Genomic DNA, 14,266 nt, shown 5'->3' on the forward strand with positions numbered 1-14,266 from the left:
GTTCCGCCGTGACGACTTTCGCGCCGGGGCCGTTCAGCTTACCGGCTTCCGACGCTGTGAGCCAGTTGCGCAGCGTCTGCATCGACATGCCTAGTTCGCGGACCACGGCGCTCACGCCTTGCCCGTCCTTGACTCGTTGCACGGCAGCTTCCTTGAACTCCGCCGTGTACACCTGGTGCGGTACCTTAAAACATTTCTTCTTTCCCTCCTTTCGGTCGAGTTTATACACGACCTGCGGGAAGGCGAAATTTCAGGGGAAGCTCACCAAACGCCGCCTGAATGGGTGGTTGACCAGCCTTTTCTTCTATATTGCTTCAAATGTCGCGTGCTCAATGACGTCGACTCGCCTGCGAGACCGTGAAAGATCGCTTGCGCACATCGGCGGGCTCTCGTCCGCTATACAGCCGCCACCCGGTTGCGACCCTGACGCTTGGCGTGGTAGAGCCGCTGGTCGGCTGCCCGAAGCAGTGCGTCAATCGTACTGCCATCCCTACCGAACTGCGATATACCGATACTGACTGTTATCGACACCTTGCGTCCGACCTCACCGGCGAACGTCGTGCTTGCAATTGCCGCGCGAATGCGCTCGCCAACTGCAAGTGCGGCATCCAGCGACGTACGGGTCAACAGCACCATGAACTCTTCACCACCCACGCGTGCTACGCCGTCGTACGGCCGGATCGCGTCGAGGCATGCTTGCACGAATCCCTGCAGGACTGTGTCGCCGACCTGATGCCCGTAAGCGTCGTTCACCCACTTAAAATTGTCGAGGTCGAGCGCCAGGAGTGAGAACGGGGCACCGTCACTCTTTGCGCGAGCGACCTCTGCTTCTAAACGCTCAATGAAATGACGCCGGTTGGCGGCCCCTGTTAGCGGGTCGGTCGCCGCCAGATGCTCAAGTTTCCGGTTGGTACGCTGCAGCTCCTGCAGAGCGCTTTCGGTGCGGGCCATCGCATGGGCGAGCCGTGCGTTCAGTTCCTCGCGACTATAGATCGTCGCAAATGAGCGTGTTGTCAAAAAGGCATACGCCACGCCATAGCTGAGAAGAAAGAAGCCGCTGGCGAAAATGACATGAGCAAGCCACCACATGTGATTCCATGGGCGACCAAGGAGGAAAGCGACCGACGACAGCGCGAACGACGTGATGGAGATACCGTACACCAACATCAACGGCGACCGAGGCCGACTCAGCATCAAGATGGCGACGTTCAGCGTTGACAGAATGAGTGCCGTAGCCTCCGTGAACCGAAGCAGGACTATCCCAGCAACCGTAGAATGCGCCAGAAGCGCGACCAAAACGTCCACGACGAGGAAGATTGCGGCCCAGCTTAGCCAGTACCGGGCTCCGGCGCGGCGGTCGGCTGGGTCAGGCGGCCGGTGATACGACAGAAGCCCGACTAGCAGCAGGATTGACATCGTCAGGCGCGACGCCGGTCCGTACAACAGGAATAGCCAAATGTTGTCATGTGCGAGCCCGGTGAATGCTCCATGCAAGGCGTAGATCAGTACAAATCCCAGGAAAGCCAGTGTCATCCATCGCAGCAGCGGCTCTCCGGAGGACCGATAACACTGCCATGCCACGTATGTGACAAAAAGGGCCTCAAGCGTCGCTGCTGCAATTGCAAATTCGTGGAACGGATGGTTCTCGAACTTGAGTGTCGGGTTCTGAAATAAATGCAGATAGGCGATCAGATAGGACGGAACAAGAGCGAAAGCGGCCAGCACTAACTGTGCGTAGACTCGCGTGATAAACCGAACAAGCGGAAGTGGCTGGTCAGTCTGCACCGCAGTGGTCGCGCTCATGGATTTGGTTCTCTCGGTCTGTCGTTGGCATACCTCGATGTACTCGCCCGAGTGTTTGCGTGGTTGCCGCAAACGACGAGAACGCTGCCAACTCCCATCTTCAGTACAATCCGACAAGCTTTCGCTTGTGTTCCTGACACACCTTCGTCGAGAGGCCCACGTATTGCCGGGCTTGCGATACGCGGCCTGAATCTGATGTGCAAAGCGAGCGCCGAATTTGTCGCATCAGCGTCGTACGGTTTCGCAACTCATACGGCTCCCCGCACAGGCAACCCTCAATGTCGCGCAGAGTCAACTGGAAGCACCTCGGCGATTCTTACCTGACCGGTGTATCAAATAGTGCGCACTTGATCAGTGCGGCGTAGCGGACATGCTTTTCCTTGAACAGGTTGCGGATCACGTGCGGCTCCTTCTGTCGACGATGCAGATGCCGGCGGACGGTGCCGATCATTTCCGCCTTGCTGGTCGGTCGGCTCTTGCCGAGCGCATTGGATTTCACATCCTGATTCAGGAGTTCGTCCGGGTTCAGCTCGGGACAATACCCCGGCAGCCGGATCAGGCGCAGACGTTCGGCGTTATCGGCGACGAACTGCCTGACGGCAACGGATCGGTGCACTGGGTGTCCATCGACGATCAGGTAGATCTTGCGCGTGACCTGCCTGAGCATGCGTTTCATGAATTCGATGACGGTCGCGTTCCTGAAGGTTCCCTCAAAGACCATGAAGCTCAACTCCCCGCGGTTCGTAATGGCCGAGACCATGTTGCAGCCGAAGCCTTGTCCTGTCGCGCGCACCACCGGCGTTTGGCCCTTAAGCGCGAAGCTCGTGCCGCTGATGTGATCACTACGCAAGCCCATTTCGTCACCCCAGTAGATCGTTGCTTTCTCAAGCTTCGCCTCTTTCGCTGGCACTGTCACGTTGGCGAGGTAGTCACGTAAGATGTCACGATGAAGAAAAGAAAATCGCTTTATCACGGCCACCGGTTGCCGGCGGCAATCATTAGTCTCGCGGTTCGGTGGTATTTCCGGTTCCAACTTGGCCTGCGTGATATTGAAGAACTGCTGTTCGAGCGCGGTGTCGTTGTCCGTTACGAGACGATCCGCCGCTGGTGCGACAAATTCGGCGCGGGCTTCGCACATCGCGTCAAAGCTGCTCGCCGCAAGCCTGGCTTGCACATGGCATCTTGACGAAGTCTTCGTGACGTTGCGCGGTGAGCCTTATCTGCTCTGGCGGGCAGTCGACCAGCACGGCGCCGAACTCGACATCCTGCTGCAGAAACATCGCGACAAGGCCGCAGCAAAGCGCTTCTTCAATCGCGTGCTGGCCGCCTGTGCCGACGCGCCACGAAGGATTGTCGCCGATCAATTGCGCAGCTATCCGGCCGCGAAGGCCGAAATTCCCGAACTGGCAAACATCAAACACGTCTTCGTCAAAGCCAGTGCCCGGGTGAACAACGGTGCCGAAAACAGCCATCAACCTACGCGTGAGCGCGAACGCCGGATGCGTGGTTTCCGCGATCCTGATCGCACACAAGCGTTCTTATCGAGCTTCGGTCCGATTCGCCAGCACTTCGCGCTCAAGCGACATTTACTGCGTGCATCACTCTATCGCAAACAGCTCGCCGCACGCTTTGTCGGGTGGCATCGCTTCACTGGGCTCACCTAGGATCCGTCCAATTTCTGAGCAAATGTACGTCCCGTGCGCTCTTGCGTCTCGTATACCTTAACGTGACAACGCCTGAAAAAGGCTTTTGCCGCCTCCACGTCGCGCTTTGCATGGAACAAAATCAGTCTATTCGAAAACTCTGAATAGGCATCGAGAAAAATACATAATTGTCGACGTGGATCAAATTTTAGTTCACTTCCTTTATAGGCACGTGTTGCCTACAGATCGAAGCGTTCTTCGCCGCTCATCCGCAGCTCACGGAACGCCCCCGGGCATTGATTGCTGTCGCACAGCGAAGCGCAATCGTGCCATGGGAACAGTTGCGCCTGCCCCACGAGGTCGATGGTTCGCACGGCAGTTTCCGGGCCCCGCGCGAGGCCTGCACGCTGAACGCAACGAACGACTACGAGGCGGTGCAGGCGTGGCTTGCACTGCACGAGACGGTTGCCACGCAACGCGCCTACCGCAAGGAAGCCGAAGGTCTCATCCTGTGGGCCATTGTTGAACGTGGACGGGCGCTGTCGTGCCTGACGACCGACGATGTGATCGCGTATCGGGCGTTCGTCAGGCGGCCGACGCCGCGCGAGCGCTGGGTCGGTCCGCCCCGATCGCGCGATTCGGTTGAGTGGCGACCCTTCGCGGGCGGACTGTCGGCGCGCCTATCTCTTCCTCTCGCTTTGCTACCCTCCCTTGCTGCCTAGTCTGTTCGCGCTCATCGAGACATTTGTTAGCGGCACCAACTTACGAATGGCGTACTCGGCGTACGATAAGATCACACTCCGCCTTGGCAACAAGCCGACATATTTCGTCGTGGATTGAACAAAAAGGACAGCCACCTTCAAAGCTTGTCGACAAGCTGATTGTTTTTCGCGGTTTCACGCGGGGTGACTATAAGGCATACAGATTGCGCGTGTTTTCACCAAGCACGGTGAACTTTCCGTCACGTTCGCGTGAGCGGAGATGGTGCGCTCATTTCTAAGTCCCACTTGACCAAATCGTGCTGCGATTCAACCATGCTGAGGAAAGTAGCTGACGAATTGCACCCAAAGAAAGGCTAATAACCCAACGTTTTGGGGCACGTTTATGGTGAAGCAAAACAGTATGGCTCCCGATAGGGCTGGCTTGCGGTGTGGAATCATACGCGGGCTACCGATGCCGCCAGAGCCGCACGGTGTGGACGGACACCTCCGCGGGGAGAATGGGACTCGATCATAGCTGATAATCGGTTGGCTCGAGCGAAGTCGAATTGTTTGACAGGGGATGGACAACGCGGACCGACATCTCGCTGAAAAAGCGGCGCGAACAAGTCCTCTATCAAGCAGAGCCGGAGGTTAGCAAATCGGACCATATCCGTTGCGCAGTCCGTTCGCGGGTCGGGCAAGCTGCCTTCAGGAGAGACTTCCTCCAGTGGTTACGTTGATTTCAATGGACTACTCGGCAGCTGCATTGCATCGCACAGACCTCATGCGACCTAGGAACGACATCCAAAGACGAACGCCTTGAGCCATCGGACGATCGGGATCACCGCAATGTTTTCTCGTTGCCGCACGCGACGAGTTTACGATAGCGTCGGCACAGTCGAAACTGCGTCTTATCCACAGTCGATGATGGGCTTGGGAAAGGCGATTAGTTCGCCTGAATGCACGAAGAGCGAGAGATCGCCCAATTCGGCGAGCATGCCCACGGTAGTAGGATTCTGCGCGATGGGTGCGACAGGACTGCTTTACGAGACGGATGCAGGCTCGTTCGCACGTAGGTAACGCAGATAGGCGTCCGCGTCGCTTTGCCACGCCGCAGCGTGCGGCCGAGCATAACTGACCCAAGTCGCTCTTCTGTAATCAAGCTGATAACTATTTGATCTTCACTGACCAAGTGTTTCACCATCGTGACGCTCATATGGTAAAAATTTCGACAAGGTCTACGGAAAAATCGGCCCAACGGCTGCGTTGAAGCACGCGGAGATTTGAATGTCTTTTCAAGAGCTTACAGATGAGGAATGGGCGCAATTGTCGGCGCTTTTGTCAAACCCGCCAGACGGCCGCCGCGTGCTTCGACGCGGACGACCCTGCGCGCCAGCCCGCACGATCGCCAATGCCATTTTGTGGCTCCTGTCAACTTGTCAGCCGTGGTCGAAGCTTCCCCCTTACTATCCGTCCCAGCCCACTTGCCGGCGGCGTCTTACGGAGTGGCACACCAATGGTACGTTGGCCGAGATGATACGACTGCTGACACTCAACGGCCGCAGTCTCTCCTATGTGCCTGAAACGCCGCGCGCCGCGGCAAAACCAGTACAGTCAAAAATAGTGCACAGGCCGCCGGAAACATTCGAGCAGTCTGTTTTCTGGAGTAGTCCTGAAACGTGGCAACGTGGCACTCAGCAAGAAGACGATACGCTCCCGCTGTGTTCACTTGAGCCTCTGGCACGCATTACGCATCAGCTGACTTCCCCTGTCGCCATTGAAGCATGTAAAACCACCTCCCTAGCCAAAACTGCTGAGGTGTACCCGCCGTTCTCCTCCTTGGAAAAGTACAACTTTCATAGTCGACCAGACCAGACTTTTAGCCTCGAGAGCAAAGACTGCCGACAACCACTTGCCGGTGCGCAGCGTAAGACCAGCGAGACACATAACGAACTCGAACCCAACAGCCGGCAGCAGATGCCGTTGTGGATGAGTTGCGCAAGGCCGCGCGGCGTGCGTGTGATTGGACCTAATGGCTACATTATCTACGTTGTCGCAGAACTTGTGCGTAACGGTGAATATCGCACAAGTGTTGAAATCGTCAGGAACGGCGAGCGCATTGAACGCTCCGGCCTCATCGGACCGCCTTTCGCCGATATGGATACCGCGCATCAATTTGCTCTTGAACGGGCACGCGAATGGATCGATCAATGCCAACTGGATGCCACCCGTCGGCGGTAAAACTCGGATTGGTTTGCGCCTTGATTTCGAGGCTCTCCCAGTATTCCAGCGGACCGAGTATGCCTAGCGAGACCTTGACCCGGTTTTGGAACGATTGCCAAAAGTGGGGCATGTATGTGGTCCGACATGATCGGGCGGCCTGCACGTGAGGCGTTAGTCTTTTTTAATCGCCGGGGGTGCGTCCTCGCGGAGTATCCCTTCAGAAGGGTCTTGATCTTCTCCGTACCGCGGATTTTCCTCTCTACTGGTTGCAGGTTTGATTTGATCGGCCATGATGGGGTTTTCTTCATATCGTACGGAATGCAAATTGATTCTACACTGCTGAATTGAAGACCGGATTTAGATGATAAGGGGAATGTGGGGCAAGACACACGTGACGTGTGATGGATCATGGCGCACTGCGCCGGATCTGAAAGCTGCGACGACGCCGTTCGATTAACTGCGACAGTAGTGCCGCAGGTTGATCATCGTGCAGGCGAGTGTCTTGAACGCGTAGTGAAGAGGGCTGAGACGTTCGAAGCGCAACAGCAGGCGGCGAAACTTGAAAATCATCTAGGGGGCCTCCCACCGTCGTCGTGGAGGCGGCGGGGTTAAAGTGAGTTTGCGAACAGCTTTAACCAGAGGGAGGCTGAGATGAAATATAGCGGAATCGACCTGCATTCGAACAACAGCGTCGTAACGGTGACCGATGAAAATGGCCGGGTGGTGGCCGAAAAGCGCCTCCCCAACGATCTGGCGAAGATTCGCGGAATACTCACGCCATGGCGCGACGAGCTGGCGGGAGTCGTCGTCGAATCAACGTTTTATGGACGCCCCGGAATTATGCACGGTTTGTCGGTCATTCTGAGGTGCAACACCCAATTCCTCTGGGTGCCAAGTAGTGAGCCGCCCCGGGTTTTCCGGAGACCGTTTTGCTTGCGTCATGCCACAGTGACAGACTCAGCGAGATTTGCATAGTAAGCGGCTTCTGCCTCGGCAGGTGGAATGTTGCCGATGGGGCCGAAGAGCCGACGATGGTTGAACCAGTCCACCCATTCGAGCGTCGCCATTTCAACGGCCTGCAGATTGCGCCACGGTCCGAGGTGATGGATCACCTCTGCCTTGTACAAGCCGTTGATCTTTTCAGCCAGTGCGTTATCGTAGGAGTCGCCCACGCTGCCCACTGACGGCTCGATGCCAGCCTCGACCAACCGATCCGTATAGCGGATCGATACGTATTGGGCGGATTCAACCGGTCGTCGCAACACTCGATTATTGAGCAGACCTCAGGTATTCGTCCAGTGCTTCGGCAGGTGTCTTCCAACCAAGTGTTTTCCGGGGTCTGGTATTCAGTGCATTGGCAACGGCCTGGATTTCTCGAGCGCTCCACCGGGACAGGTCTGTACCCTTTGGGAAGTATTGTCGCAAGAGACCGTTCGTGTTCTCGTTCGTGCCGCGCTGCCATGGACTGTGCGGGTCGGCGAAGAATACCTGTACCCCGGACTCGACCGTGAAACGGGCGTGATCGGATAGTTCTTTGCCACGATCCCAGGTCAATGACCGCCACAACTGGGCGGGCAGGTCAGTCACGGTCTTCTTGAGCGCATTGGCCATCGTGACAGCTCCGTAGCCAGCCAGCGCAGGACCATTCTTCGTTCTGGGAATCAGCCCGTAGCCCTCCTCGCGAGGCAGATGGACGAGCATGGTGAACCGGCTTGACCGCTCAACCAGCGTTCCGATCGCGGACCGGTTTAGGCCGATGATCAGGTTACCTTCCCAATGCCCTGGCACAGCACGATCTTGCGCTTCAGCAGGCCGGCTGGAGATCATCACCTCCTCGCTAACGTGCGCCCAGGCCTTGGCCTGTGCCCGGGCCCTCGGCACGCGCAACGCCCGCCCAGTGCGCAAGCAGTTGACCAGCTCGCGCTTGAGAGCACCTCGGCCCTGGATATAAAGAGCCTGGTAAATGGCTTCGTGAGAGATGCGCATGGATTCGTCATCCGGGAAGTCGATCTGCAGCCGATTGGAAATCTGTTCGGGCGACCAGCCATTGACCCATTTGCGATCACCGCGATGCGGTTTGTTTCTCCCTTTGAATGGTGCTTGCCGTGGCCCAGAAATCTCACGACCATCAGCGTCGCGAACCTTGCCCTCCAGACGGTCTTGCACGTAGTGGCGCAGCCGCGAGTTAGTCACCAGTTTCGAAGGTTTGGGTCTTTTGGCAACCAGCTCCGCCTTCCACTGCGCAACCGAAGCCCGATACTCAAGCTGCCCGCCACGCGTTGCAGCGTTACGTGTCAGTTCCCGGGAGACCGTTGATGGGTTGCGTCCAATACGGCGAGCAATCTCGCGCACCCCGACGCCTTGATGCGAAAGTAGTCCAATCTCTTCTCGCTCCGCGAACGACAGGTACCTCCCGGATATCGGGCTCAACATGGAAAGTGGCATGCCGCCATTATGTCGGAACCAGCGAGTGCCTACTGCCTGCGACACGCCAACCGCCTCTGCAGCCTTCTCGCTTGTAATGCCTGTTGCGATTTGCTCCCAGAATCGCCGCTCGATCTCGCGCCGATGCGACGGCGCACCGGGCGAGCGCATCGCTCCTCGCCCTGTCAACTTATGCATCCAACCCGCTGGTCGTCCCATAAACATCTCCTCGATCAAAGGTGTTGCGACGACCGGTTGAATCCGCCCAATACGTATCGATCCGCTACACGGATCGACTGGTTGAGGCTGGCATCGAGCCGTCAGTGGGCAGCGTGGGCGACTCCTACGATAACGCACTGGCTGAAACGATCAACGGCTTGTACAAGGCCGAGGTGATCCATCGCCTCGGGCCGTGGCGCAATCTGCAGGCCGTCGAAATGGCGACGCTTGAATGGGTGGACTGGTTCAACAATCGTCGGCTCTTCGGTCCCATTGGCAACATTCCACCCGCCGAGGCAGAAGCCGCTTACTATGCAAAACTCGCTGGGTCTGCCGCCGTGGCATGACTCAAGCAAAACAGTCTCCGGGAAACCCGGGCCGGTTCAATCGCGGTGGATCATTCGACGGTGTACCGCTGGGTCATCAAACTGCTGCCGCTCTTCGAAAGGAGCTTGCGCAAGCACAAGCGTCCGGTTGGGAAAAGCTGGCGAATGGACGAGAGCTATATCAACATCAAAGGCGAGTGGAAATATCTTTACCGGGCAGTGGACAAGGCGGGCGACACGGTCGACTTCCTGCTCAGGGCCAGGCGGGACAAGGTCGCTGCCCGGCGGTTCTTTGAAAAGGCGATCGCCCATAATGGTACGCCAGAGACCGTGACCATCGACAAAAGCGGCTCCAATCTGGCCGCACTGGATGCGGTGAATGCCGATTGCGAGACGCCGATCAAGGTCCGTCAGATCAAGTACCTGAACAACATTGTCGAACAGGACCATCGGGCTATCAAACGCCGGACCCGGCCGATGCTGGGATTCAAGAACTTCCACCGTGCGAGGGTCATTCTCGGCGGCATGAGTTAAAGTCAAATCTGGTGTATGCGGTCTCGGCGTAATCAGGCGGCTAGCGATTGCTGAGCCGGTGTGCTGTCGGTCACCGGTTCTCCATCCTTGAACGTCATCCCGTCAAGCATCGAAGTGAGCTTTTCCGGGGCGCGGATGCGCCGCCACGATTCTTCGGCCGACTCGATCAGCTTGAACGCCAGCCCGAGGAACGTCGCGCGCGATACACAGTTGCGCGTGCGTTTCGTGCGATGGCGCACCGTCGCAAAGGTCGATTCAATCGGGTTCGTGGTGCGCAGATGCTGCCAGTGTTCAGCCGGGAAATCGTAAAACGCGAGCAGCTCGTCACGATCTTCCGTCAGCTTTTCGGCGACCTTCGGGTACTTTGCCGAGTACGCGTCGACGAAGTGATTGAATGCGGCCAGTGCATCAGCGCGCGTGGCCGCCATCCAGATGTCCTGCATCGCCTTCTTGCCTCGAGCCTGCTGCGGATTTCGGCAGCGCATTGAGCACGTTACCCATCTTGTGAAACCAGCAGCGCTGATGCTTCGTCTGCGGGAACACTTCCTCCATCGCGGCCCAGAATCCCATCGCGCCATCGCCGCAGGCCAGCAGTGGCCCCGACGGCAGGCCGCGCTTCTTCAGATCGAGCAGCAGTTCGCTCCACGATGCCTTCGATTCCCGGTAGCCGTCACCGATGGCCACACGTTCCTTCGTCCCGTCCGGTTTGACGCCAACGATCACCAGCAGGCACTGGCCGTCGGAATCGTCGCTGCGCACACCGGTGTGAATGCCGTCGGCCCACCAGTAGACCCAGCGCGCCGACGACAGCTCACGCCGATTCCACTGCTCATGCTCATCGGCCCATTGGGCCTTCAGCCGGCTCACGACGTTCGGCGACATGCCGCTGACCTGGCCGCCCAGCATGATGCCCATAGCTTCGCTCATGTCGCCCGTCGAGATGCCTCGCAGGTACAGCCACGGCAGCGCTGCCGACACGCGCGCGGACTTGCGCACGTACGGCGGCACGATCGTCGAATTGAACCGGATGCCCCAGCCCGAACGATCCCGCACCTTCGGCACCTGAACCGTCACCGGACCGATCGCTGTGACGACCTCGCGCTCGGGCAGGTAGCCGTTGCGCACCACGGCACGCCGGCCGTCGATCGACTTCACGTTGCTGTACTGTTCGAGCATGGTCGCCAGTTCCACCTCGACTGCCTGCTGAATGATCTGCCGCGCGCCTTGCTGGATCAGCTCATCTAGCACGCTTTTCGTTTGCGCTTTACTGCTGTTCGCTTCTTGCGTAATCTTCTTCATGGTGGTCGGGTCCGGCCTTCTCGGGTTCGCTGGTTGTGCCTTTGACAAGCAACATTCTCGCTAGACCGCCACCGCCTTCTCAAATTCCCGCCGCTCCCGCTGTACACCAGATTCGACAATAGCTCTCCTCCCCCGCACATCCTAACAGCATTAAGAAGTGGGACTTTGTGCGACCAGGGAAGGCAATTCCCCTATTTTGGTGAAGTTCCGTTGGGTAACCTGCACTCGTTGGACAAGAGGAGAAATCCAGTGTGGCAAATCAATCATCACCCGATCAATGATGCAGACCCCGCCGCGATACCAGAGGAGGAAGGTTTCATTCACTCCATCGGAGGCGCGGGCCTGTTCGCAGAGAAATCTCGCGAACCGTGTATCCGATTTTGCGAGCGCAATCGCGACCGCGTGTAAATTTGTCTGCCCAACTCGTTGGCTGACGTGGTGCGTCCAACCAGCTTTGGCATGATGCTTGATCTGGTGAAAGCCCATGGTGGGTGTCGACTTTACCTACCAACGCGCCACGAAAAGTTCTTCCACCGAACCGGCCTGTACGTGCCAGAACCAATATACATCCGGTGGCGCGATACTGCCGACGTGAACGGCCAGATCGATATCCCCAACGTTTGGGGGCTGCTCCAGGCACTTAGGCGTGCCGCTATCCGAACGGCGCTCGCGCGCGGCTGGTCTCCAGACGCGTTGCACTCAACATTTGGCATATCCCGTCGTCAAATCAAGGCTTATCTTCTCGACGAATACGAGACGGCACCGTCCTAGTTTCTCTCAGGCGGGCGATGTATTTCGCCGATGTGGCACCCGTAGGCCCACTGCGATGAGCAGTGGATTTTCTTTACCGTCGCACTAACGAACAGACCCCTAATACCCGTAGACACAGGAGTATCCCATCATGCCTTCGGCGATTCCCTACGATCCCGCGCTTGCGCTCGGAAATCTCGTCAGTATAGAGCGCCTGCATTTGCTCGAGCAGGTTGTGGCTGCTTGTGCGCCTGCCGATGCCGCAGAAGACACTCTCAATTCCCTAATTTCCGCCAAGCGCTCGCTTGACATGACGTCTCAGGAACTGGCGGGGATGGGTATCGACACCTCTCATGTCGATGCCGAGTCCGTAGCGGTAGGCAAGGATCTCGCCGCCGCAGCGCAGGAGTTTGCAAAAGCGAAAGTTGCTGCGATCAAGTCAGTCCAGCCGCTCAAGAAAAAAATGTCCAGTATCAGCGACTCGGCGGAGAGTCCGGTCGACTTCGATCGCTCGCAGATCAAGCAGATACCACTGTCAGCTGACAGTCTCAAGATGAACGTTCAGTTCTTTTCCAATGATGCAAGCGACTTCCGATCAGGGACACATTCGTCCATAATTGGCTCATTCGTCAGCGGTCAGGTCGGTATTTTCGGAGATGAGTTCGCGACACATACCTCCAGCGCTGCCACGAGCCAGGTTATCAGTCAACTCCAGAACCACGACATCGCCGGTACGCTCGTCATCAGCGTGACATGTTCGCATAAGAATGCCGCACTCCTAGCACCGTTCATTCTAGATGTGGACAAAGGCATCCGTGCGTTCAATTCCTCTTTCCCTGATGCGATGATTAAGACTGACTCGATCGCCTCAATGCAAAAGATTGCAGCCCAGTCCGACACCAAGGACGAAAAGGCGCTAACCATTCTATCCGGCGCGACGATGGGTTCGTGCTTTATTGGCATGGTCCACGTGCTAAACACAACTGAAACGCGAAACCGCCAAGCCATGGAGAGCGTTACTGCGTCGCTTCAAACGCAATTCAAAATCGCGAGCTGGTTTGAAAACGCCTCGGGTGGCTTCGGCGTAAACAGTTCGTTCAGCAAGGACGCGAAATCGCTGCTCTCCGCGCAGAATGTTACTTCCCACTGCACGCTCGTCACTGTCGGTTCTATTCCTTCGATCAAGTCGAACGAAGTGCAGATGGGGGTCAAGCAATTCGCCGATGCGGATGGCGCCAAGTCGATGACAGCGCTGCTCAAGCTGCAAGGAGCTACGGCGACGGACCAGGAATCGGTCTCATCGGCAGCCGCTCGCGCCCGTACCGGCCAGGAATTGCTGGCCATGAAGTCGAGCCAGGTCGAAAGCGCACTGTCCGCGCTCTCGGACATCGATGATGGCAGGAACAAGATCATCGATACGAATTCAATGATGAATGCTCTTGACGACTACATCCAGAAATGTCTTGCGGGCAATATGGGCGCTCCGATCACTTACTACCTCAAAAGGATCACTGCCTCGCAACTTGCGCAAGCATGGATGGCGAAGTACTTCCCGGCAAAGTTCATCAGCTTGCCGGCTGATGATTCCGGCACAGGTCGCGACGGTGGTGCCAGGGAGGCGTCGGGGGGTAACAGTGGCGGCAAGGGAAGCGGCGATGGCGGCGACACCTAATCGCGCAAGGTATTGCATCAACTAGCCACTGTAAGGCCGTGAAGGGATCGAGGACCGCGCAATCGCTGGCTGCAACCTCGGGAACATTTTCGTATCGGGATAGGCCACGTCCTGCCTGCCCCGATATCGATCGTACTAGGGCTCTAGCTATGGATATGCATCGCATCGCCCGCGTCATCCAGTCGCTCACAGAAGCCCGAACACGCGCGTGAGATCGAGCGGACGCTGAAAGTCGCGATGTTGTTTGACCTGCTCCTCACAGCAGGTCTCATGCAGGTACACCATTCACGCGAGACGTCGCGGAGCGTCATCCGCTGCATTGGGGCCATCTTCAGCGAGCCGCGTATGGAAGTCGTGCGCGGTAAGCCACGCATCGTGATTAATCAAGCCGGAGACTATACAGAGGACCCAACTACGATAGTTAACTGCGCCGGGGAGGTTCTGTACCGCAGCGCGCGACTCGGGCAGGACGCTTTTGATCTTCTTGAAGAGGCGACTCACGGGATGTTGCAAATTCAACCCGTCGAGCGGGCTGCATTGCTCGCTGCTATCGGGGTACCGGACCGCCCGAACGCAATGGTGAGTTCTCCCGAAGGAGGCCATGCACTGAATCAAACTGACGTTGGGGAGGTCACCGACGACCGAGACGATGACGAACGTACGCAAGCGCGC

At 57.5% G+C, this 14,266-nt stretch carries 6 protein-coding genes and 8 pseudogenes; 7 read left to right on the forward strand and 7 right to left on the reverse strand.

Annotation, left to right across the window (positions count from 1 at the left end):
- Position 1 precedes the first annotated feature (1 nt).
- The 3 genes and pseudogenes from QFZ94_RS41550 to QFZ94_RS41560 all read right to left on the reverse strand — a co-directional run.
- A pseudogene (locus QFZ94_RS41550) lies at positions 2-229 on the reverse strand (transposase); the annotation flags it as partial.
- 167 nt (positions 230-396) lie between these two features.
- Positions 397-1,803 carry a GGDEF domain-containing protein gene (locus QFZ94_RS41555; protein ID WP_410852979.1) on the reverse strand — a complete coding sequence of 469 codons (1,407 nt, stop codon included), beginning with the start codon at positions 1,801-1,803 and terminating at the stop codon, positions 397-399.
- Between the two features lie 316 nt (positions 1,804-2,119).
- A complete protein-coding gene (locus QFZ94_RS41560; RefSeq protein WP_429463842.1) occupies positions 2,120-2,782 on the reverse strand; it encodes an IS630 family transposase in 663 nt (220 codons plus the stop codon).
- Between QFZ94_RS41560 and QFZ94_RS41565 the strand changes: the two are divergent.
- The 4 genes and pseudogenes from QFZ94_RS41565 to QFZ94_RS41580 form a co-directional block, all read left to right on the forward strand.
- A pseudogene (locus QFZ94_RS41565) lies at positions 2,750-3,467 on the forward strand (IS6 family transposase). The gene QFZ94_RS41560 and the pseudogene QFZ94_RS41565 sit on opposite strands and share 33 nt — an antisense overlap.
- 221 nt (positions 3,468-3,688) lie before the next feature.
- A pseudogene (locus tag QFZ94_RS41570) lies at positions 3,689-4,126 on the forward strand (integrase); the annotation flags it as partial.
- 1,308 nt (positions 4,127-5,434) lie between these two features.
- Positions 5,435-6,388 carry a transposase gene (locus QFZ94_RS41575; protein WP_429463844.1) on the forward strand — a complete coding sequence of 318 codons (954 nt, stop codon included), beginning with the start codon at positions 5,435-5,437 and terminating at the stop codon, positions 6,386-6,388.
- A 633-nt stretch (positions 6,389-7,021) separates the two neighbouring features.
- Positions 7,022-7,192, forward strand: a pseudogene (locus QFZ94_RS41580) (IS110 family transposase); the annotation flags it as partial.
- Positions 7,193-7,308: 116 nt separating this feature from the next.
- Here the strand turns inward: QFZ94_RS41580 and QFZ94_RS41585 are convergent.
- Positions 7,309-7,611: pseudogene (locus QFZ94_RS41585) on the reverse strand (integrase core domain-containing protein); the annotation flags it as partial.
- Positions 7,612-7,639: 28 nt separating this feature from the next.
- Complete coding sequence (locus QFZ94_RS41590) at positions 7,640-8,992, reverse strand: IS30 family transposase (RefSeq protein WP_429464310.1); 1,353 nt, start codon at positions 8,990-8,992, stop codon at positions 7,640-7,642.
- 65 nt (positions 8,993-9,057) lie between these two features.
- Here QFZ94_RS41590 and QFZ94_RS41595 point away from each other — a divergent pair.
- Both QFZ94_RS41595 and QFZ94_RS41600 read left to right on the forward strand, forming a co-directional pair.
- Positions 9,058-9,360 (forward strand): annotated as a pseudogene (locus QFZ94_RS41595) (integrase core domain-containing protein); the annotation flags it as partial.
- Between the two features lie 39 nt (positions 9,361-9,399).
- Positions 9,400-9,867 (forward strand): annotated as a pseudogene (locus tag QFZ94_RS41600) (IS6 family transposase); the annotation flags it as partial.
- Between the two features lie 38 nt (positions 9,868-9,905).
- Here QFZ94_RS41600 and QFZ94_RS41605 read toward each other — a convergent pair.
- Positions 9,906-11,172 (reverse strand): annotated as a pseudogene (locus QFZ94_RS41605) (IS256 family transposase).
- A 150-nt stretch (positions 11,173-11,322) separates the two neighbouring features.
- Positions 11,323-11,658 carry a hypothetical protein gene (locus QFZ94_RS41610; RefSeq protein WP_429463846.1) on the reverse strand — a complete coding sequence of 112 codons (336 nt, stop codon included), beginning with the start codon at positions 11,656-11,658 and terminating at the stop codon, positions 11,323-11,325.
- Between the two features lie 415 nt (positions 11,659-12,073).
- Between QFZ94_RS41610 and QFZ94_RS41615 the strand changes: the two genes are divergently transcribed.
- On the forward strand, positions 12,074-13,594 hold the full coding sequence (locus QFZ94_RS41615) for a hypothetical protein (protein WP_429463848.1): 1,521 nt from the start codon (positions 12,074-12,076) through the stop codon (positions 13,592-13,594).
- The last annotated feature ends 672 nt before the right edge of the window (positions 13,595-14,266 follow it).

It is taken from the genome of Paraburkholderia sp. JPY465 (assembly GCF_050436725.1).
GTDB classification, from domain to species: domain Bacteria; phylum Pseudomonadota; class Gammaproteobacteria; order Burkholderiales; family Burkholderiaceae; genus Paraburkholderia; species Paraburkholderia youngii.

Coding starts and splice junctions, on each gene's coding strand:
- QFZ94_RS41590 (WP_429464310.1), bottom strand. CDS start 8,992: ATGCATAAGTTGACAGGGCGAGGAGCGATGCGCTCGCCCGGTGCGCCG.
- QFZ94_RS41615 (WP_429463848.1), top strand. CDS start 12,074: ATGCCTTCGGCGATTCCCTACGATCCCGCGCTTGCGCTCGGAAATCTC.
- QFZ94_RS41555 (WP_410852979.1), bottom strand. CDS start 1,803: ATGAGCGCGACCACTGCGGTGCAGACTGACCAGCCACTTCCGCTTGTT.
- QFZ94_RS41575 (WP_429463844.1), top strand. CDS start 5,435: ATGTCTTTTCAAGAGCTTACAGATGAGGAATGGGCGCAATTGTCGGCG.
- QFZ94_RS41610 (WP_429463846.1), bottom strand. CDS start 11,658: ATGGGCTTTCACCAGATCAAGCATCATGCCAAAGCTGGTTGGACGCAC.